14 protein-coding genes are annotated in these 19,924 nt (G+C 68.6%); 6 read left to right on the forward strand and 8 right to left on the reverse strand.

The annotated features are described in order from the left end of the window. The first annotated feature begins 45 nt into the window (after positions 1 to 45). The gene (locus tag U4Z31_RS26040; protein WP_321811772.1) at positions 46 to 1,722 is read left to right on the forward strand and encodes a S10 family serine carboxypeptidase-like protein; all 1,677 of its coding nucleotides are present in this window, start codon (positions 46 to 48) and stop codon (positions 1,720 to 1,722) included. 75 nt (positions 1,723 to 1,797) lie between these two features. Here U4Z31_RS26040 and nadE read toward each other — a convergent pair whose 3' ends face one another. The 3 genes from nadE to U4Z31_RS26055 all read right to left on the reverse strand — a co-directional run bounded on the left by nadE (position 1,798) and on the right by U4Z31_RS26055 (position 4,234). Then, complete coding sequence (gene nadE / locus U4Z31_RS26045) at positions 1,798 to 2,646, reverse strand: ammonia-dependent NAD(+) synthetase (protein WP_124667892.1); 849 nt, start codon at positions 2,644 to 2,646, stop codon at positions 1,798 to 1,800. A gap of 279 nt (positions 2,647 to 2,925) precedes the next feature. Then, positions 2,926 to 3,795, reverse strand: a complete 870-nt coding sequence (locus U4Z31_RS26050; protein ID WP_124488688.1) for a DMT family transporter — start codon at positions 3,793 to 3,795, stop codon at positions 2,926 to 2,928. A 253-nt stretch (positions 3,796 to 4,048) separates the two neighbouring features. Further along, complete coding sequence (locus U4Z31_RS26055) at positions 4,049 to 4,234, reverse strand: hypothetical protein (RefSeq protein ID WP_006752380.1); 186 nt, start codon at positions 4,232 to 4,234, stop codon at positions 4,049 to 4,051. Positions 4,235 to 4,439: 205 nt separating this feature from the next. Here U4Z31_RS26055 and U4Z31_RS26060 point away from each other — a divergent pair, with 205 nt between their 5' ends. Together U4Z31_RS26060 and U4Z31_RS26065 are read left to right on the forward strand one after the other, a co-directional pair. Further along, positions 4,440 to 5,198: a DeoR/GlpR family DNA-binding transcription regulator gene (locus tag U4Z31_RS26060; protein ID WP_044848782.1), complete on the forward strand. Its 759-nt coding sequence runs from the start codon at positions 4,440 to 4,442 to the stop codon at positions 5,196 to 5,198. 104 nt (positions 5,199 to 5,302) lie between these two features. Continuing rightward, positions 5,303 to 7,126: a phospholipase D-like domain-containing protein gene (locus tag U4Z31_RS26065; protein ID WP_321811773.1), complete on the forward strand. Its 1,824-nt coding sequence runs from the start codon at positions 5,303 to 5,305 to the stop codon at positions 7,124 to 7,126. Positions 7,127 to 7,265: 139 nt separating this feature from the next. On the opposite strand, the gene U4Z31_RS26070 is transcribed toward U4Z31_RS26065, so the two are convergent. The 3 genes from U4Z31_RS26070 to U4Z31_RS26080 form a co-directional block, all read right to left on the reverse strand. Then, entirely contained in the window at positions 7,266 to 7,940 is a 675-nt protein-coding gene (locus U4Z31_RS26070) for a TetR family transcriptional regulator (RefSeq protein ID WP_044848780.1), read from the reverse strand. Between the two features lie 115 nt (positions 7,941 to 8,055). Then, positions 8,056 to 9,324 carry an NAD(P)/FAD-dependent oxidoreductase gene (locus U4Z31_RS26075; RefSeq protein ID WP_124488686.1) on the reverse strand — a complete coding sequence of 423 codons (1,269 nt, stop codon included), beginning with the start codon at positions 9,322 to 9,324 and terminating at the stop codon, positions 8,056 to 8,058. A 136-nt stretch (positions 9,325 to 9,460) separates the two neighbouring features. Beyond that, on the reverse strand, positions 9,461 to 11,041 hold the full coding sequence (locus U4Z31_RS26080; protein ID WP_415750302.1) for an amino acid permease: 1,581 nt from the start codon (positions 11,039 to 11,041) through the stop codon (positions 9,461 to 9,463). Positions 11,042 to 11,683: 642 nt separating this feature from the next. Between U4Z31_RS26080 and U4Z31_RS26085 the strand changes: the two genes are divergently transcribed. Further along, the gene (locus U4Z31_RS26085; protein WP_321803353.1) at positions 11,684 to 13,195 is read left to right on the forward strand and encodes an aldehyde dehydrogenase family protein; all 1,512 of its coding nucleotides are present in this window, start codon (positions 11,684 to 11,686) and stop codon (positions 13,193 to 13,195) included. Positions 13,196 to 13,337: 142 nt separating this feature from the next. Here the strand turns inward: U4Z31_RS26085 and U4Z31_RS26090 are convergent, their stop codons facing one another. Next, positions 13,338 to 15,797 carry a DUF3772 domain-containing protein gene (locus U4Z31_RS26090; protein WP_124488684.1) on the reverse strand — a complete coding sequence of 820 codons (2,460 nt, stop codon included), beginning with the start codon at positions 15,795 to 15,797 and terminating at the stop codon, positions 13,338 to 13,340. A gap of 422 nt (positions 15,798 to 16,219) precedes the next feature. Between U4Z31_RS26090 and U4Z31_RS26095 the strand changes: the two genes are divergently transcribed. Both U4Z31_RS26095 and U4Z31_RS26100 read left to right on the forward strand, forming a co-directional pair. Further along, a complete protein-coding gene (locus U4Z31_RS26095) occupies positions 16,220 to 17,638 on the forward strand; it encodes an MFS transporter (RefSeq protein ID WP_044848774.1) in 1,419 nt (472 codons plus the stop codon). Between the two features lie 329 nt (positions 17,639 to 17,967). Beyond that, entirely contained in the window at positions 17,968 to 19,329 is a 1,362-nt protein-coding gene (locus tag U4Z31_RS26100; protein ID WP_321811774.1) for a hypothetical protein, read from the forward strand. A 120-nt stretch (positions 19,330 to 19,449) separates the two neighbouring features. Here U4Z31_RS26100 and U4Z31_RS26105 read toward each other — a convergent pair whose 3' ends face one another. Then, positions 19,450 to 19,896 carry a nuclear transport factor 2 family protein gene (locus U4Z31_RS26105; protein WP_321811775.1) on the reverse strand — a complete coding sequence of 149 codons (447 nt, stop codon included), beginning with the start codon at positions 19,894 to 19,896 and terminating at the stop codon, positions 19,450 to 19,452. Between the last annotated feature and the right edge of the window lie 28 nt (positions 19,897 to 19,924).

Consider the following 19,924-nt stretch of genomic DNA (forward strand, 5'->3'; position numbering starts at 1 on the left):
GCGGGTTTCCTGCCCGCGTCTTTTTTCACCTCGAGGAGCAGCACGATGGGCATCGATTCCGCATCTTCCGGCGGCGTGTATCCGCTGCATCACGGCGACCACAATTCGCATGGCGTGCCGCCGACCATCAGTCCGGTCGCGCTGAGCCACGGCCGCGACCAGCCGTTCTTCGATCCGGTCGCGTACGGCAACGGTCCCGACGACTCGGTGACCGACACGACCGAAGCGGCCGCGATCACGCATCACACGATCCTGATCGACGGCAAGCGCATCGCGTACACGGCGACGGCCGGCCACCTCGTGACGGTCGACCCGAGCAGCTCGCTGCCGGCCGCGAAGCTCTTCTACGTCGCGTTCACGGCCGACGGCGCGAAGGAGGAAACGCGGCCCGTCACGTTCTTCTACAACGGCGGGCCCGGATCGTCGTCGGTGTTCGTGCTGCTCGGCTCGTTCGCGCCGAAGCGCATCAGGACGTCGATGCCGGGGTTCACGCCGCCCGCGCCGTATCAGATGGAAGACAATCCGGACAGCATGATCGACCACAGCGACCTGGTGTTCATCAACCCGGTCGGCACCGGTTATTCGGCGGCCGTCGCGCCGAACAAGAACCGCGATTTCTGGGGCGTTGACCAGGATGCGGATTCGCTGAAGCAGTTCATCAAGCGCTACCTGACGAAGAACAACCGCTGGAATTCGCCGAAGTACCTGTTCGGCGAGTCGTACGGCACCGCGCGCAGCTGCGTGCTCGCTTACAAGCTGCACGAGGACGGCGTCGACCTGAACGGCGTCACGCTGCAGTCGTCGATCCTCGACTACCGGCAGGCCGGCAACCCGGTCGGCGCGCTGCCGACCGCGGCGGCCGATGCGTGGTATCACAAGAAGCTCGGCGTCACGCCCGCGCCGACCGATCTCGGCGCGTTCGTCGAGGAAGTCGCGCAATTCGCGCGTACCGACTACCTGAAGGCGCTGCGCACGGTTCCGCATGCGGACCCGGCCGCCGTGCAGAAGCTGTCGCGATACACGGGTATCGATACCGCGACGCTGCAGTCGTGGAGCCTCGACATCGCGGGCTACGACACGCGCGGCAATTCGCTGTTCCTGACGACGCTGCTGCACGCGCAGGGGCTCGCGCTCGGGTCGTACGACGGCCGCGTGACCGGGATCTCGTCGGGCATCGCCGGCAAGATCGATCCGAACTCGGGCGGCAACGATCCGACGATGACGGCCGTGACGGGCGTCTACACGGCGATGTGGAACAGCTACCTGAACGAGCAGCTGAAGTTCACGTCGAACTCCGCGTTCACGGACCTGAACGACCAGGCGTTCCGGAACTGGGACTTCAGCCACATCGACCCGACCGGCGCGCAGCAGGGCATCGATGCGCAGGGGAACCTGATCCTCTACACGGCGGGCGATCTCGCCGCGGTGATGGCGCTGAACGTCGACCTGAAGGTGCTGTCGGCGAACGGCCTCTACGATTTCGTCACGCCGTTCTACCAGACCGTGATCGACCTGCAGCAGATGCCGCTCGAGGATCAGAAGGTGCGGCAGAACCTGTCCGCGCGTTTCTATCCGTCCGGGCACATGGTGTATCTCGACGGCGGTTCGCGCACCGCGCTCAAGCGCGATCTCGCGACGATGTACGACGCGACGGTCAGCGATACGGGCGCGCGGCTGCGGATTCGCGCGCTGCAGGCGAAGAAGGCGGGCGGGCACGCGTAGCGCTGCCCGTCGCGCAGGCGCCGCGCGTAACCGCCAGGGTTCGCGCGGCGCGGTGTTGCGGCTGAACGAGCCGGCTTACGCGGCCGGCCAGTCGAACGGCGTGTACGGCAGCGCGCGCTTGTGGCGCGAACCGTCGTAGAAGCGCAGCACCGTTTCGTACACGTTGTCGGCGACGGGTTTGCCTTCGAGGAAATCGTCGATTTCGTCGTAGGTGACGCCGTAGGCGTGCTCGTCGGGGCGCAGCGGACGCAGTTCCTCGAGGTCGGCCGTCGGCACCTTCATCACGATCAGTTCGTCGCCGCCAAGCGCGCGGGCGACCGCACGCACGCGGCGCTTGCTCAGGCCGGCGAGCGGCAGCACGTCCGCGCCGCCGTCGCCGAATTTCGTGAAGAAGCCCATCAGCGATTCGGCCGCGTGGTCGGTGCCGATCACGATGCCGCGCCGCGCGCCGGCCACCGCGTACTGCGCGATCATGCGCTCGCGCGCCTTGATGTTGCCGTGCACGAAGTCCTGCTGGGCCGGGTTTTCGAATGCGTGGCCGGACGCGACGAGCGATGCGAGCATCGCGTCGGCGGCGGGCTTGACGTCGACCGTGAACGTTTCGTCCGCGCGCACGAACGCGAGCGCGCGTTGCGCATCGGCTTCGTCGTTCTGCACGCCGTTCGGCAAGCGCATCGCGATGAAGCGGGCGTCGTAGCCGCCGGCGCGCAGCTGTTCGACCGCCAGCTGCGCGAGCCGTCCGGCCGTCGACGAATCGACGCCGCCGCTGATGCCGAGCACGTAGGTCCGCAGGCCGGTCGAACGAAGGTACTGCGCGAGGAAATCGACGCGGCGGGCGATTTCGGCATCGGCGTCGAAGTGCGGGGCGACGTTCAGTTCGGCAATGATCGCGCGTTGGCGGCTGGCGTAATCGGCGGATGTCATGAAGGTGGTTCCGGAACGAAATGCAAGGCGCCCATCATAAGCGCAATCGCGGCCCGGCGCCGCGCCGGGCATGCGATCCGGCGGCCGCGCGTTGCATCGGCGAGACGCGATGCATCGTCATGGTGCGGCGCGCGGAGCGGCGTCCCCCGGCGTGCGCGCGGATGCTTCGTTTCGAGGCATGGCGGGGTGCGCGACGACGAACCACGAGGCGCGGCGCCCGGCGGCGGCGCGACGCCGCGCATGGCGGGGCGCTGTGACGAACCCGCGCGCTCGCCCGCGTCAGCGCCGCGCGAGCACGACGCCCGCCAGCGCGAGCGCGAAGCCGGCGAGCTGGACGGTCGCGAGCGTTTCGCCGAACAGCAGGTAGCCCTGCAGCGCGGCGAGCGGCGGCGCGAGGAACAGCAACGACGTCGCGCGCGCGGCGTTGCCCCGCCGCAGCATCCACATCAGCATCGTGACCGCGCCGCCGGACAGGAACACGACGCCCCACACGAGCGAGATCCACAGCGCCGGTGCGCCGATCCAGCGCGTTTCGTGCAGCAGCACGACGAAGACGGCCGCGACGATCGCCGCGCCGAGGTTCTGCACGGCGACGGCCGTACGCAGGTCGTTCTGCGCGAGCTTGCCCTTCTGGTACAGCGAGCCCGCGGTGATCGAGCCGACCGACAGGATCGACACGGTCACGACGAACCACGCGGGCGCGGCGCCCGCCGGCGGCGCGACGCCGCCCGCGACCTTCGGTGCGAGGACGAGCGCGACGCCGGCGAGCCCGAGCGCCATCCCGAGCCAGCCGCGCGCGGGCAGCCGCTCGTTGAACAGCGGCACCGCGAGCACGGCGGTGGCGAGTGGCTGCAATGCGCCGAGCAGCGCCATCACGCCGGCGTTCAGCCCTTGCGCGACGGCCCAGTAGCTGGCGCCGAGGTAGACGCCCTGCAGCAGCGCGCCCGCGATCAGGTGGCGCGGCCATTCGCGGCGCGCCGGCCACGGCGCGCGCGCGGCGAGCGCCACCGCGCCGAACAGCACGGCCGTGCCCGCGAAACGCGCGAGCAGGAACAGGTTCGGGTCGGCGTAGGGCTTGATTGCCCGGGCGACGATGAAGCCGGTGGACCACAGCGCGACGAAAGCCGCGGCGACGAGCGAGGTAAACATGCGTGGCGGGCCGCGATACGGCCGGACGAATCGTGAGCCGGCCAGTATCGGATGAAGCGGTGCGGCCGTCTTGTCGGATTCTGCAGTCGCGCGTGGCGCGTGCGGAACACATGCAGCAGCGGTGCGCGGCACGTCGGCCGCGGGCGTGATCCGCCACGAGCGCGGCAGCGCGCCGGGCTGTCCGGCTAGCGGCCGTCCGGGCGCAGGCGCCGCGGCATAAAAGCGCGCCGTGGCGCGCGCAGAGGAACGGGGATCAGTCGAGCGAAAACGTGTCGAGCGGCTGGTTCGCGCGCGCATCGGTCGCGAAGCGTGCGGCGAGCTGTTCGTACAGCCGGCGGGCCTCGTCGAGCGTCAGGTCGATCCAGTACGGATCGCCGGCCCCGTCGTTGAGCCGTTCCGGCGAAAACTGGATTTCGAGCACACTGCCTTTGCGGTACATGACGCAAGCCCCTTGATGGTCTGTCGTTCGGCGAAACGCAGAGTGTAGCAACCGCTTGCCACGCCGATTCGCGCGCATCGGGCAATACAGAATTTCGCTTTCGTGAAACGTGGCCTCGGCCGGACGCGCCGCCGTCAAATGGCGGTCAAACGGCCGTAATACAATGGTCGGCCTACCCATTACCAGTCGCCTCGGGCGCATTGCGATGCTGGCGGAACAACGTCATCAATACATTCTGTCGGAGCTCGGACGATCGGGCGCGCTGTCGGTCGCCGAGCTCGTGCGCTCGCTCGACGTGTCGCGCGAGACAGTACGGCGCGACCTGAACGCGCTCGCGGCGCGCGGCCTGCTCGTGATGACGCACGGCGGCGCGCTGGCGGCGGATCGCCGCGAGCCGAGCCTGTCCGAGCGTGAGGCGGCGAATGCCGAAGCGAAGCGCACGATCGGGCGACGCGCGGCCGAATTCGTGCCCGACGACGCCTCGGTGCTGATCGACTCGGGCAGCACGCCGCATGCGGTCGCGCTCGCTTTGGCCGACCGGCACCGGCTGTCGATCTACACGAACGACTGGCGCACCGCGTTCGTGCTCGCGCGGCGCAACGGCAATCGCGTGACGCTGCTCGGCGGCGAACTGTCCGACGACGAGGATGCGACGTTCGGGCTCGATACGATCCAGCAGCTCGCGCAGTACCACGTCGATTTCGCGTTCGTCGGCGCGGGCGGCATCACGGCCGATGGCGACTGCACCGACTACTCGCGGCTCGCCGCCGAAGTGCGCAGCCGGATGATCGCGGCGGCCGGCACCGCGATCATCGTCGCCGACCATTCGAAGTTCGGCCGCGTGACGCCGGTGCGGATCAACGGCGCCTCGGCCGCGCGCTATCTCGTCACCGAACGCACGCCGGACAAGGCCGTGCGCCGCGCGCTGACCGCGCGCGGCATCGAGCTGCTCGTGTGCGACTGACGCGGCTCCGACATACAAGGTTCATCGAACGGTCATCGCACGGGAAGATGCGCGTTCGACACTGACTCATTCCTTTCGACCGGCCGCCGCGGCAGGAGCAAAGAATGACCGTCAGCGTACGCAGCTATCTTTCCCCGACCCTGGTTCTCCTCGCTTTCGACTGGCCCGACGCGGGCTCGCGCACCGACTTCCTCGGCTTCGCGATCCGACGCACGCCGGGCTTCTGGTCGGCCGACGGCAAGACGCGCGCGCCGAACAGCTGGCTGCCGAACCGGCTCACGTTCGACGGCCCGGCCGCCGGCACGCTGGGCGACGCGCCGACCGACCAGGCACCGATCCAGAAATTCATGTGGTGGGACGCGCGCATCGATCCGCAGGATCGCGATGCGTCGTTCCGCTATGACGTCTATCCGGTCGTCGGCACGCCGGAGAACCTGAAGGTGCTCGATGCGCAGGCCGGCGTGTGCGATGTCGTGCTGCCCGCGCACATCGTGGACGGCGTCGGCACGTGGTTCAATCGCGCGGTGGTCAGTTCGCAGGCGTTCGCGAAGCAGGTCGCGGCGCTGGGTCTCGCGCCGCATGCGGCGCCGAGCGCGGACCAGGCGTTGAAGCTGCGCACGTGGCTCGCGAACGACATGGAACAGGTATTCGCGGAGATGCTCGACCCCGCGTCGCGCGCGGTCTCGGCCGTCTATCACCTGACGGACACGCTGTGGGCGTTGCCCGCATTCGAGGCGTTCGGACGGCAGCACGGCGAAGCGTCGCTCGCGATCGTCTACGACGCGCACGTGACCGCCCGCAAGGGCAAGCCGCCGCTGCCGTCGCCGAACCAGCCGGCCGTCGACGCGCTGCAGGGCCTCGCGACGCGCGCGCCGCGCGACAGGACGCACATCATGCACGACAAGTTCATCGTGACCGACGCACCGGCGAACGGGACGACTGCGCCGACGCCGGCGCGCGTGCTGACCGGTTCCGCGAACTTCACGACCGAAGGGCTGACGGAGCAGGCGAACGTGCTGCACGCATTCGATTCGCCGGCGCTCGCGGCGCTATACAACGCGCGTGCGCAGGCGCTGGCCGCGAATCCGCCGATCGCGGAGACGGCGAAGTTGTCGCCGGGCTGGTCCGAGCCGCTGACGATCGGCAGCGCGCAGGTGCGCGTCGCGTTTTCGCCGGAGCCGGCGGGGCAGCGCACCGAGATCGATACGATCGTCGCCGCGATCGCGGCCGCGCAGCATTCGGTGTCGTTCTGCCTGTTCATGCCGACCGACGCGGCGCTGCGCGACGCATGCTTTGCCGCCGGCGACCGCGGCCTGATGATGTTCGGCCTGGTGAACCGCATCAACGCCGGCAGCGCGACGCAGGCCGATGCCGCGCAGCACGACGGCCGGCCGCTCGATGCGGCGACGCTCGCGAATCTCGAGCTTTACCATCGCCGGCGCGATCATCACGACGTGATCGACGCCGCGTATTTTTCACCGGCGACGGTGCCGCAGGGTTTCGAGCCGGAACTGCGCCTCTTTCCGGGCGAGCCGGCGCCGGCCTATCCGCCGGTCGTGATCCACCACAAGTTCATCGTGATCGATGCGGAAGGCGCGAACCCGATCGTCTACACGGGCTCGGCGAACATGAGCCGCAATTCCGAGCAGTACAACGACGAGAACCTGCTGGAGATTCGCGACGCGCGGATCGCCGCGATCTATCTCGCCGAATTCCTGCGGCTCTACGAGCACTATCGCGCACGGGCGCTGTCGATCGAGTCGCAACGGCAGGGCACCGATGCGCACCGGCACCTCGCGCTCGCGCCGGATTCGAGCTGGGCGAAGAAGTATTACGTGGCGGGCAGCCCGGAAGAGAAGGCGCGGATCGCATTGGCGTCGGCGCCGACGGACTGGCACGAGGCGGACGTTCGGCCTGAGGCGGCCTGAGCGGCGCGAGCGGCTTGAAGGGACCCGCCGCGTGAATCCGGCTCATGCCGGTTGCAAGCGTCGTAGTGCCAGTCGGGAGAGGGCCGGGTGGCGGGTTCGGCGCTCGTCGCCGGCCTTCGGATGAAACCGCGCGATGCGCTTACGCGGCGACATAGCGCAGCACGGAATCGGCGATCGTCTCGCGATGCCGCGCGCGCAGCCGCGGCGCCGACGGATCGCGGCCGAACGCGGCGCCGAACGTATAGCGGTTCGACACGCGGTGAAAGCAGAACGAGCTGATCAGCAGATGCAGGTCGAACGCGTCGATGTCCTTGCGGAACGCGCCGCTCGCCGCGCCGCGCTCGAGCAGTTCCTCGAGCGTCTTGATGATGCTGACGTTGCGGTTCTTGAACGACTTCAGCTGTTCGAGATACTTCGCGCCGTGGATGTTCTCGATCGACACGAGGCGGACGAAGTCGCGATGCTTGTCGTGATAGTCGAACGTGAATTCGACGAGCCGGCGCATGCCTTCGCGCGGCTCCATGTCGCCGACGTGCAGTTCCTGCTCGAGCGCGCGGATGTCGCCGTACACCTTCTCCAGCACGGCCTCGTACAGGCCTTCCTTGCTTTCGAAGTAGTAGTAGAGCATCCGCTTCGTCGTGTTGGTACGCTCGGCGATCGCGTCGACGCGCGCGCCGGCGAGGCCCATCGCGGAAAACTCCTGCGTGGCGACGTCGAGGATGTTGCGCTTGGTTTGCTCGGGATCGTATTTGCGCCGCGCATCGGTCGCAAGCGCGCGGCTTTCGGACGTGGCGGCCTTGCTTCCAGCTTTCATGTGACTTTGTTGTGGGTTCGCGGCGGCATGAAGAAATCATTCTAGCATGCGGGAAATCGCCGCCCGGCCGACCTTCTGCTCTAATCGGCCGCGCGGTTTCGGCGGCCGTCGCCGCTCAGCGCCGGCACGACGCGAGCGCGTCGCGGGCCTGGTACGCAGTGTACGTGAGCTGCGCGGCCGCGAGGCCGGCGAGCCCGAACGTGCGCGTGAGCCCGAACGCGGCGAAGCCTTCCGGCACCGGCTGCTCCCCAGCCAGCGCGGCGGCGAGCGCTTCGCCGGCGACGGTGGTGGGCGCCATCCCGTGACCGCCGAATGCGATCGCGTGCCACACGCCGTCCGCATCGCGGCCGATCTGCGGCATCTTGTGCCGCGCGTAGCTCATCAGCCCGCCCCATGCGTACTCGACCTTCACGCCGTCGAGTTGCGGATACACGCGCAGCAGGTCGCGTCGCAGCAGCCGCGCGATCGCGTCGGGGCCGCGGTCGAGCACCGAGATCCGGCCGCCCCACAGAATCCGCGTGTCCTTCAGCGGCCGGTAGTAGTCGAACGCGAAACGCGTGTCGTAGATCGCGTAAGGTGCGTCGATCGCGTCCGGCAGCCGCGTGCCGAGCGGCTCGGTCGCGATCACGTAGGTCGCGATCGGCAGCACCGCGCGCTCGATGCGCGGCGACACGCCGCGCGCATAGCCACCGCCGGCGAACACGACGTCCTTCGCGCGCACCGTGCCCTGCGCCGTGCGCACGACGTAGCCGGCGCCCTCGCGCGCGATGCCGAGCGCGGCCGAGCGTTCGTACACGCGTGCGCCGCCGCGCGAGGCGGCCGCCGCGACGCCGAGCACGTACTTGAGCGGATGGAAGTGGAACGCGTTCGGCTCGAACAGGCCGCCGTAATAGCGCTGCGTCTTCAGCCGCGCGCGCAGCGCGTCGGTCGCGACCGGTTCCCAGTCGACGTCGAATTCCTGCTTCATCAGCGTGCGCACGCCGTCGAGCCGCGACGGATCGTCGAACCAGTTGGCGAGCATCACGCCCTCGTCGACGATGTCGCAGTCGATGCCGTAGCGGGCAATCCGCGCGCGGATCAGGTCGACCGCATCGACGGTGAGCCGGTACAGGCGGCGGCCTTCGTCGCGGCCGAGCGTGCGCAGCAGGTCCGCGTTGTCGAGGCTGTAGCCGCCGAACACGAAGCCGCCGTTGCGGCCGGACGCGCCGAAGCCGACCCGTTCGCCGTCGAGCACGACGACATCCCGCACGCCGCGCTCGACGAGGCCGAGCGCCGTGCACAGGCCGGCGAGGCCGCCGCCGACGATACAGACCTGCGTGTCGATCGTGCCGGTCAGTTGCGGGTAGGGCTGGCGGGTAACGGTGGCTTCGTAGAAGTTCTGCATGCGGTTTTCGATGACTCGTGACGACGGAAAAACGGACGGCGCGCGTCGATCTTGCCTGAACGCGCGCGCCGCGTCGAATGGGGTGTTCAGCGCACCGGCCGCCGCGGTCGGGCGGCGGCCGGTGCGCGACCGGGCATCACGCGCCCGGCGTCGGGTTGGCCGGAGCGGCGACGTAGGCCGGATAGCCGGCGTCGGTCTTGACCGTGGCGTCGGGCGCCGCGTTGCGCTCGATCCACGGCGCGATTTCCATGTCCTCGTAGCGGACGAGGCGGCATTTGCGCACCAGCGCGTAGCCGAGCCAGATCGCGAGGAAGAACGGCAGGCCGATGTAGGTCGCGGCGATGCCGGCCCAGTCGATCCTGTCGGCGAGGAACGCCTGGTAGTCCTGGCCGAGCGCGACGATCGCGCACAGCGCGAACGCGAACAGCGGGCCGAACGGGAACCACTTCGACCGGTACGGCAGCTGGTCGAGCCGGTAGCCCTGCTTCAGGAAGCCCTTGCGGAACCGGTAGTGGCTGACCGCGATGCCGAGCCACGTGATGAAGCCGGCCATGCCCGACGTGTTCAGCAGCCACAGGTAGACGGTCTTATCGCCATACAGCGACGTGAGGAAGCACAGCGCGCCGACGGCGGTCGTCGCGTACAGCGCGTTGCGCGGCACGCCGCCCGGCGACAGCTTCGCGAACAGCTTCGGCGCGCGGCCCTCGACCGCGAGGTTGTAGAGCATCCGCGTCGACGCGTACATGCCCGAGTTGCCGGCCGACAGCACGGCCGTCAGGATCACCGCGTTCATCACGCCGGCCGCGAACGCGAGGCCCGCGTGGCGGAACACGAGCGTAAACGGGCTCACGCCGACGTCGGTCACGTCGCTCTTCAGCAGGCTCGGGTCGGTGTACGGAATCAGCACGCCGATCACGAAGATCGCGAACACGTAGAACAGCAGGATGCGCCAGAAGATCTGGCTGACCGCGCGCGGGATCGTCGTGCGCGGGTTCTCCGATTCGCCGGCCGCGACGCCGATCATTTCGGTGCCCTGGAACGAGAAGCCCGCGATCATCGCGACGCCGAGCATCGTGGCCCAGCCGCCCGCGAACGGTGCGTCGCCGATCGTGAAGTTGCCCCAGCCCGCGCTCGGGCCGCCCTGCATGATCCCGAAGATCATCAGCAGGCCGACGCCGACGAACGCGAGCACCGTCAGCACCTTGATCAGCGCGAACCAGTATTCGGCTTCGCCGAAGCCGCGCACCGACAGCGCGTTGAGCGCGAAGATCAAGGTGAGGAAGATCGCGCTCCACCAGACGCCCGGCACGTGCGGAAACCAGTAGTGCATCACGAGCTGCGCGGCGACGAGTTCCACCGCGAGCGTCACGGCCCAGCTGTACCAGTAGTTCCAGCCGAGTGCGAAGCCGAAGCCTTCGTCGACGAATTTCGCGCCGTAGGTCGCGAACGAGCCCGACACCGGCATGAACGCGGCCATTTCGCCGAGGCTCGTCATCAGGAAATAGACCATCAGGCCGATCAGCATGTACGCGACCAGCGCGCCGCCGGGGCCGGCCTGCGAGATCGACGCGCCGGACGCGACGAACAGGCCGGTGCCGATCGAGCCGCCGATCGCGATCATCCGCAGATGGCGCGCCTGCAGGCTGCGGTGGAGGGACGGCTGCGCGGGCGGCGAGCCGGACGAACGGGGCGAGTCGGGGCGGGCATCTGAATGCATGGCGGGTGCTGGGCGCTGTCTCCGGGATTGTTTTTTGGTTACGAAGGGCGGCGCGTTGCCGGCCGCCGGCCGGGCGGCGGCACTGCTTCGCGGGGCTGGTCCGGATCGACCGGGACCGCCGGGCCGCGACGCGTGTTGCCTTCGTCTGTCGTCGGCCGCCCGTTGGGCGGCCGTCGGCGCGCCGGGTGCGGTGCACCTCGACGCCGCCCCGATTGTGGGTGCCGGCCGCAAGCGCGGCAAACGATATTTCCGCACAGGGTGATGCAACTTTGTCATCAACTTGCCGCGCATCGGGACCGCCCCGGCGGCCCGGCCGTCGGCCTTGGATACGTCCCATGCCGGTGCCGAAACGGGCGGATTCGTCCCGCTGGGTTGTTGCGTTTTGGGAATGAAGTCGTGAGTTAATATCAATAGCGGCCGGACTTGTGGCCATCGACAATGTGTCTCATGGATCGTGCCTCGCGAGGCGGGGGCGCGCCGCCCGGCCGGGTTTCCGGCGGCGGCGCCGCGCGATGCGCCGTGCGGCGCACCGGGCCTGCCGAGCTGCGCATCCGCTTGCACAGGGCGCGCGAACGCGCTCCAATCGAATCACGCGGGCGGCGTCGCCGCCGCACCGATCAATCTGTCCCTGAAGAGGAAGTGATGCAATTCAACGACATTCTTGCTGCGCTCGACATCGATCTCGCCCAGTGGAAAGGCAATGCGCTGACCGCGCGTTCGCCGCTCGACGGCGCGACGCTCGCGACGCTGGCGGTCGACTCGCCCGCCGACGCCGAGCGCAAGATCGACGCCGCGCACGACGCATTCCTCAAGTGGCGCACGGTGCCGGCGCCGGTGCGCGGCGAGCTCGTGCGCGTGTTCGGCAACGTGCTGCGCGAGCACAAGGCCGAGCTCGGCCGCCTCGTCACGCTCGAGGCCGGCAAGATCACGTCGGAAGGCCTTGGCGAAGTGCAGGAAATGATCGACATCTGCGATTTCGCGGTCGGCCTGTCGCGCCAGCTTTACGGCCTGACGATCGCGTCCGAGCGCCCGGGCCACCGGATGATGGAAACGTGGCACCCGATCGGCGTGTGCGGCGTGATCTCGGCGTTCAACTTCCCGGTCGCGGTGTGGGCGTGGAATGCGGCGCTCGCATTCGTGTGCGGCGATTCGGTCGTGTGGAAGCCGTCCGAGAAGACGCCGCTGACGGCAATCGCGTGCCACGTGCTGCTCCAGAAGGCGATCCGCGAATTCGACAAGACGCATCCGGGTGTCGCGCCGGCAGAGCTGAGCCAGCTGGTGCTCGGCATGCGCGATGTCGGCGAGGTGCTGACGGCGTCGAAGAAGGTGCCGGTCGTCAGCGCGACGGGCAGCGTGCGGATGGGCCAGGAAGTCGCGAAGGTGCTGAGCCAGCGTCTCGCGCGCGGCATCCTCGAGCTCGGCGGCAACAACGGGATGATCGTCGCGCCGAGCGCGGATCTGGATCTCGTCGTGCGTGCGGTCACGTTCGCGGCGGTCGGCACGGCCGGCCAGCGCTGCACGACGCTGCGCCGCCTGATCGTGCATCGCAGCCTGGTCGAGCAATTGCTGCCGCGCATCGAGAAGGCCTACACGTCGGTGAAGGTCGGCAACCCGCTTGAAGAAGGCACGCTGGTCGGCCCGCTGGTCGATCGGGCGTCGTTCGATGCGATGCAGAAGGCGCTGGGCGACGCACGCGAGCAGGGCGGCGAGGTGAAGGGCGGCGAGCGCGTCGACGTCGGTCACGCGGATGCGTACTACGTGCGCCCGGCCATCGTACGGATGCCGAAGCAATCGGCCGTGGTCGAGCGCGAGACGTTCGCGCCGATCCTGTACGTGATGGTGTACGACAACTTCGACGATGCGATCGAACTGCACAACGCGGTGCCGCAAGGCCTGTCGTCGGCGATCTTCACGAACGACATGCGCGAGGCCGAGCAGTTCATGTCGGCAGCGGGCAGCGACTGCGGGATCGTCAACGTGAACATCGGCACGAGCGGCGCGGAGATCGGCGGTGCGTTCGGCGGCGAAAAGGAAACGGGCGGCGGCCGCGAGTCGGGTTCGGATGCGTGGAAGGCGTATATGCGCCGGGCGACGAACACGATCAACTACAGCCGTCAGTTGCCGCTGGCGCAGGGCGTGAAGTTCGACGTCTGACGGAGCGCGTCCGGGAGGGCGCCGCGACGGTCGAATCGATCGAATGACAAGGGCCGGTTGCCGCGAAAGCGGTAACCGGCCCTTGTCGCTTGCGGCGAAGCGTGCGCGCCGATGCCCGATCGGCGTATGCCCGCTCGATCGCTTACTCGTGCGGGGCGGAAGCGTCGCTTGCCGGCATGTTCTGCACGACCAGCATCTGCGGCGTCGACAGCGTGATCTGCGCCGCCCGCAACTGCTTGAGGATCTCGAACAGCAGGTCGCTCTTCGTCGAGCTGGCGATCCGCGGGCTCGCCACGTAGCCCGTGACGCTCAGCGTGATCCCGTCCGGCGCGAGCTGGCTGAACGTGACCGACGGCGCCGGCTTGTCGAGAATCGCCGGGTGCTCGCGATACGCGTCGAGCAGCAGGTCGCGCACCTGCTCGGGGTCGGTGTTCAGCGGGAACGTGAGCATCAGCGTCGCGACGCCCTGCGTGCTGTTGCCCATCGTCACGTTGCGCACGTTCTGCGAGATCAGCTGCGAGTTCGGCACGATGACGGTCGAGCGGTCGCTGAGCTGGATCTCGGTCGCGCGCACGTTGATGCGGCGGATGTCGCCTTCGACGCCCGCGATGCTGACCATGTCGCCCACCTTCACCGGCCGCTCGGTCAGCAGGATCAGCCCCGACACGAAGTTCTTCACGATCTCCTGCAGGCCGAAACCGATACCGACCGACAGCGCGCTGACGATCCACGCGAGGTTGCTCCACCTGACGCCGAGCAGCCCCAGCGTCATCAGCACGAGCAGCACGTAGCCGACGTTGGTGAACAGCGTGATCAGCGACACGCGCATCCCCGCGTCCATGCCAAGTGCCGGCATGAACTCGCCGTCGAGCCAGCGGCGCACCGAGCGCAGCAGGTAGAAGCCGATCGCGAACCCGATCACCGCGTTCAGGATCCGGTCGGGCATGATGTTCAGGCTCTGCAGCCGCTGGCCGCCGATCATCGCGACCGCGCTGTCGAGCAGGTCGCTCGGCGTCGTGCCGAAGCCGCCCGTCAGCAGCGCGATCGCCGCGATCAGCATCAGCAGGCTCGTGCCGAGGCCGGACACGACGGTGTGGGCCTGGTCGAGATGCCGGTCGTCGAGCGCGAACAGGTGCTTGATCTGCTTGCCGGTCGACAGGTTCGCGGAGAACAGGCTTTCGCTCGCGTCGCGCGTCAGCTGCGTCAGGATGTAGACGCTGCACACCACGATCTCGAACCAGACGAGCTCGTACGTGATGAAGCGCGCGACCGTGATGTAGCCGATCAGCAGCGCGACCAGCGACACGACGATCGCCAGCGTGACGCCGGCGTGAATCAGCCCGGCGAGCGTCGAGCGTTGCTCGGGCGCCTCGCCGGATGCCGCCAGCGCGGTGCGGACGCGATTCGCGCGCAGGATCGACGCGCCGACGGTCAGCGCGACGACGAGCGAGACGATGCCGCGGCCGAACAGCGTGACGGACAGGCTGGTATCGACGATCCGGTTGATCGACTCGAGCGTGCCGGACATCAGCAGCAGCGCGGCCAGCACGCCGGGGAACGGCTTCATCGCGAGCGCGACGGGATCGGCGAGCGCCGGCAGCCGCCATGACGGATGCTTCGTGCAGAGCAGCGCGCGGCCGAGGCCGGCGATCAGCGCGCAGGTCACGGCGAGCTTCGCGAACTGGTCCCACAGATCGGTCATCGAAGACGTGAGCTCGGAGTGGCGGGCGAGCGCGAGATAGAGAATCTGTACGGCGACCGCGGTCGCGAGCAGCGTCGAGAACGCCGTCGCCAGCGCCAGCGCGCTGCGGCGCAGCCGGGTGGGCGGCAGGCGGTTCAGGCAGAACCACGCGAGCCCGCGTTCGACGACGCGGCGGCCGCCGAGCCACGCAGCGAGCGCGGCGATCAGCAGCAGCGTGGTGATGGCGCGCTGGCCGGGTGTCCAGGACGAGCGCAGCATGTCGCGCAGTTCGTCGTTGAAGTCCTCGAGCCGCTGGACGTCGTCCGGCGACAGGTGGAACAGCGGCAGCCAGAACTGCGCACCGAAGATGCTGCCCGAACGGAACGCGAGCTGGTTCTTCAGCAGGCTGCGGTGCAGTTTCGCAAACTGGTCGTTCAGGTTCGCGAGGTTGGTCTTCTGGTCGGCGGCCTGTTTCAGCGCCGCGTCGATCTGCGCCTTGCGCGCGTTCAGCGTCTCCCGCTGCTGTTCGACGGCAGGCGTTTCGGGCGATGCGCCCGGGGCCGGCGGCGGGCCGAGCACGTCGAGCTGCGCCTGGACTTGCGTGCGCTGCGGCGCGAGCTGGCTCTGCAGCTTGTCGACGTCGGCGCTCAGTTCCTGGGTCGCGTCGCCGAGCTCGTCGAGCTCCTTGCTGTTGGTCGCGTTCGACGTCTGCTGCTTGATGCGGTCCTGTTGCACCTGCATCTGCTTGAGCCGCGCAACCGCGTCGTTCAGCGAAATGGTCGGCACGGGGACGCCGACGCCGCTCGCGCCCGGTGCGGACGCAGCCGTCGGAAACGCCGACGCGGTCGCGATCGCCGCGAACTGCAGCAGTGCGAACAGCGCGATCCGGCGTGCGTACGTGGAGAGTCGTTGTATGAACATGGAATGCTTACGTTTTGCCGACAATGCCGGGTGCCGAAAGGCGCCCGGAAGCCGGGAGTTGGCCCGGTAGCATGTTACCGGGGCGTGGCGGCGGCGGCGCTGCCGATTGCGCACGTTGCCTGTCGTGTCCCGCGGTGCCGGCGCGGGCGCGCGACGGCCCGGCAGCCCCTTGCAGACGGGGCCGTGCCGGTTTCGGATGCGCGCGAGTGGCAGACGATCGCGATGCCTTCGAACCTTACAGATTCGACAGACAGTTACGCAAGTTACACATGGTCCCGCGCGAAAGTGGGGTGTCCGAACCGGTTCGCCACGCGACGCGGCGCGCGCGGCGTGCCGGTACAATGCGACGAATCGCCCGACGGCGGCCGGGCCGATCGGCCGCCGGACAACAACACACGACACGATCAGGAGACACGACCCAGATGGTCTCAACGGACAGCTTTCCCCAGGCAGCCACCTCGTCCTCTTCCATCGACGCCGGCTCGATTTCAGCCCGCCTCGACCGCCTGCCGCCGACCCGCAGCGTCTGGAAGCTCGTCGTGCTGCTGAGCCTCGGCTTCTTCTTCGAACTCTACGATCTGCTGTACAGCGGCTACGTTGCGCCGGGCCTCGTGAAAAGCGGGATCCTGTCCGCGACGACGCACGGCCTGTTCGGCACCACGGGCGTCGCGAGCTTCATCGCCGCGCTGTTCTCCGGCCTCTTCATCGGCACGATCGCATGCGGCTTCCTCGCGGACCGCTTCGGCCGCCGCGCGATCTTCACGTGGTCGCTGCTGTGGTACACGGCCGCCAACGTCGTGATGGCGTTCCAGGACACGGCAGGCGGGCTGAACTTCTGGCGCTTCGTCGTCGGTCTCGGCCTCGGCGTCGAGATGGTGACGATCGGCACGTACATCTCCGAACTCGTGCCGAAGCAGATCCGCGGCCGCGCGTTCGCGTGCGAGCAGGCGGTCGGGTTCGTCGCGGTGCCGGTGGTCGCGTTCCTCGCGTACCTGCTCGTGCCGCACGCACCGTTCGGCCTCGACGGCTGGCGCTGGGTCGTGCTGATCGGCGCGCACGGCGCGCTGTTCGTGTGGTGGATTCGCCGCGCGCTGCCGGAGAGCCCGCGCTGGCTCGCGCAACAGGGCCGCGTCGACGAAGCCGACCGCATCATGCGCGCGCTCGAGGCGAAGGTCGAAGCCGAATACGGCCGGCCGCTGCCGCCGCCCGCGCCGGCCGAGCCGGTGCCGCCGCGCGGCAGCTTCCGCGACATGTGGGTGCCGCCGTATCGCAGCCGCACGATCATGATGACGATCTTCAACGTGTTCCAGACGGTCGGCTTCTACGGCTTCGCGAACTGGGTGCCGACGCTGCTGATCAAGCAGGGCATCACGATCACGTCGAGTCTCATGTATTCGAGCGTGATCGCGCTCGCGGCGCCGCTCGGCCCGCTGATCGGCCTCGTGATCGCCGACCGTTTCGAGCGCAAGTCGGTGATCGTCGCGATGGCGGCGGCGATCGTCGTCTGCGGGCTGCTGTTCAGCCAGACGACGGTGGGCGCGTTCCTGATCGTGCTCGGCATCGGCCTCACGCTCGCGAGCAACATCATGTCGTACAGCTTCCACGCGTATCAGGCCGAGCTGTTCCCGACGTCGATCCGCGCGCGCGCGGTGGGCTTCGTCTACTCGTGGAGCCGCTTCTCGGCGATCTTCTCGTCGTTCGTGATCGCGGCCGTGCTGAAGGGTTTCGGCACGTTCGGCGTGTTCGCGTTCATCGCCGGCGCGATGGTGATCGTGATGGCCGCGATCGGGTTCATGGGGCCGCGCACCAAAGGCATCGCGCTCGAAACCATTTCGAAGTAGACGGTGGTTGCGCGCTCGCGTGCCGTATGCCGCACGCGCGTGAATTTCCGGGCGTTTCGTGTTGCCGGACACGCCCGGCGAAGCAACCTGCCATGCAGCGGCGCATCAAGCGGCAATGAGTTGAAACAAAGTGTGACGAAGCGCAAAACCGCGGCGAAACCGGGGAAGCGGGCCCTGCCGATTCGTGTCCGCGCGGGTAGAATGAAAGACCTGACGACTCATTAGCCGCCATTGGACCGAACGCGTTGTACTGCGAACGACTCCACCGCGAAGAGGCGTCGGCGCCGGGCACATGCGTGCGGCCGGCGTGTCGATGGCTCGCGCGGGAGATGCGCCGTTCGCAACGTGCGGCGGCCGGTTCGGCCGATGGCTTCGATCGCATGATGCTCTCCGACCTGACGCGGCGGTTGTACAAGCCGCGTTGCCGTACCCTCGCGGTCGCCACGCATGTGTGGCTCGCGGCCGTTCTCCCGATCTCCGTGCTTGTCGCGCGGCCCGCCTTTGCCGCGTCCGACGTGCCGTCGGCAACTGCTACGTTATCCTCATCAATGGCTTCGGCCGTGCATTCGGCTTCGTCGGCGCATGGGTCGTCGGGAGTCGCGTCGTCATCCGCGGCTTCGGCCGCGCATTCGGCTTCGTCGGCGCATGGGTCGTCGGGCGTCGCGTCGTCATCCACGGCTTCGGCCGCGCATCCGGCTTCGCCGGCGCATGTGTCGTCCGGAGTCGCTCCGTCATCCGCGGCATCCGCCGCGCATCATGCGTCGCCTGCCAGCGGGGCATCCCCGGCTTCCGCCGCATCGGCAGCATCGGAGGCATCGCCTGCATCGGCAGCATCCGGCACGCCGGCAAGCGAAGCCGAAGCACCCGCACCGACGCCGCCGCGCCGGCACCCGCCGCTGTCGGCCGACGAAGCGAAGAGCGCAACCGCGCGTGCGATCGACATGCGCAAGCGCTTCACGCAGGAAGTCACGCGACGCCTGAACGTGCCCGCGAGCGAGCAGCGCGCGTATGGCGTCCGTCTTCAGCAGGCGCTCGCCGATGCAGACCTCGGCGACCTGGCCGGCGAATACGTCGCGATCGTCGACCGCGCGCCGAACGTGCAGGCGCTGTTCATCTACTTCCGCGCGACGCCGACCAATGCGTGGCTGATGATCGGCGCGTCGCCGGTCGGCACCGGCTGGCCCGGCAAATACGATCACTTCCTGACGCCGCTCGGCGTGTTCCACCACTCGCCCGACAACATGGATTTCCGCGCGGAAGGCACGACGAACGACAACGGTATTCGCGGCTACGGCAAGCGCGACATGCGCATCTACGACTTCGGCTGGGTGGACGGCGAGCGCGGCTGGGGCAAGGGCGGCAAGTCGCCGATGCGCTTCCAGATGCACGCGACCGATCCCGATCGCCTCGAGCCGCTGCTAGGCATCCGGCACTCGAAAGGCTGCGTGCGGATTCCTGCTTCGCTGAACGCGTTCCTGGACCAGCACGGCATCCTCGACGACGACTACGAGGCGCGCGTCGAGGACGGCAAGTCGTTGTGGGTGCTGCGCCGCGATCGCGACGTCACGCCGATCGCCGGGCGCTACCTGGTCGTGATCGACAGCGCGCGCAAGACGCGTCCGGCATGGTCGCCGGCGCCGGGACGCAACGCATGGTCGAAGCTGCCGAAGAGCGGCGACACGGCGGACTGACGACAGCCGGTCCGCCGGCGCGACGAAGGGTGCGCGGCGTGGGCGCCGGAGTTCGACGCACTGGCCGCGACGCTCGCGGCGGCCTGAGCGCATTGCCGGCCGCGTTCGCCGGCCGGCGCGTCAAGCGGCCGGCGCATCGTTCAGGTGGCGACGCAGGTCGCCCGCGAAATCGAACAGCGTGTAGTCGCGGAACGCGAAACGCCATGCGCCGTCGACGCGCTCGAACGCGTCGTGATAGCGGCCCGCCGCGATCGGCTGCAGCGCGAGGCCGTCGACGGCCTGCAGCACCGTGTAGTACGAGCGAGCCGTCGCGCGATGCGCGGCTTCGTCGATCTCGATGAGCGGATTCGTGATTACATGCTTCGTGCGCGGCGTGCCGCACGCGTAGCGCTTCACGCGCGCGTCGAACAGCGCGAGCAATTCATCGGCGCCGATCGTCGGCGCCGCTTCCTCGATCTTGATCCGCGCATGCCGGAACAGCGCCGCCATCCCCGGCAGGTCGCCGGCGTCGAGCAGCTCCGCGTAGCGGTACAGCAGGTTCGCGATTTGGACAGCGCTGTGGGTCATGCGGCCTCCGGCATCGATGGACGGGTTG

Origin of the sequence: Burkholderia sp. BCC1985 (assembly GCF_905339915.1) — a bacterium.
Classification (GTDB): domain Bacteria; phylum Pseudomonadota; class Gammaproteobacteria; order Burkholderiales; family Burkholderiaceae; genus Burkholderia.

What these genes read in the sequence shown, in the direction of transcription:
- U4Z31_RS26080 (WP_415750302.1), bottom strand. Translation starts at nt 11,041, where the DNA reads ATGCATTCAGATGCCCGCCCCGACTCGCCCCGTTCGTCCGGCTCGCCG.
- U4Z31_RS26050 (WP_124488688.1), bottom strand. Translation starts at nt 3,795, where the DNA reads ATGTTTACCTCGCTCGTCGCCGCGGCTTTCGTCGCGCTGTGGTCCACC.
- U4Z31_RS26060 (WP_044848782.1), top strand. Translation starts at nt 4,440, where the DNA reads ATGCTGGCGGAACAACGTCATCAATACATTCTGTCGGAGCTCGGACGA.
- U4Z31_RS26040 (WP_321811772.1), top strand. Translation starts at nt 46, where the DNA reads ATGGGCATCGATTCCGCATCTTCCGGCGGCGTGTATCCGCTGCATCAC.
- U4Z31_RS26065 (WP_321811773.1), top strand. Translation starts at nt 5,303, where the DNA reads ATGACCGTCAGCGTACGCAGCTATCTTTCCCCGACCCTGGTTCTCCTC.
- U4Z31_RS26090 (WP_124488684.1), bottom strand. Translation starts at nt 15,797, where the DNA reads ATGTTCATACAACGACTCTCCACGTACGCACGCCGGATCGCGCTGTTC.
- U4Z31_RS26075 (WP_124488686.1), bottom strand. Translation starts at nt 9,324, where the DNA reads ATGCAGAACTTCTACGAAGCCACCGTTACCCGCCAGCCCTACCCGCAA.
- nadE (WP_124667892.1), bottom strand. Translation starts at nt 2,646, where the DNA reads ATGACATCCGCCGATTACGCCAGCCGCCAACGCGCGATCATTGCCGAA.
- U4Z31_RS26095 (WP_044848774.1), top strand. Translation starts at nt 16,220, where the DNA reads ATGGTCTCAACGGACAGCTTTCCCCAGGCAGCCACCTCGTCCTCTTCC.
- U4Z31_RS26105 (WP_321811775.1), bottom strand. Translation starts at nt 19,896, where the DNA reads ATGACCCACAGCGCTGTCCAAATCGCGAACCTGCTGTACCGCTACGCG.
- U4Z31_RS26100 (WP_321811774.1), top strand. Translation starts at nt 17,968, where the DNA reads ATGCGCCGTTCGCAACGTGCGGCGGCCGGTTCGGCCGATGGCTTCGAT.
- U4Z31_RS26070 (WP_044848780.1), bottom strand. Translation starts at nt 7,940, where the DNA reads ATGAAAGCTGGAAGCAAGGCCGCCACGTCCGAAAGCCGCGCGCTTGCG.
- U4Z31_RS26085 (WP_321803353.1), top strand. Translation starts at nt 11,684, where the DNA reads ATGCAATTCAACGACATTCTTGCTGCGCTCGACATCGATCTCGCCCAG.
- U4Z31_RS26055 (WP_006752380.1), bottom strand. Translation starts at nt 4,234, where the DNA reads ATGTACCGCAAAGGCAGTGTGCTCGAAATCCAGTTTTCGCCGGAACGG.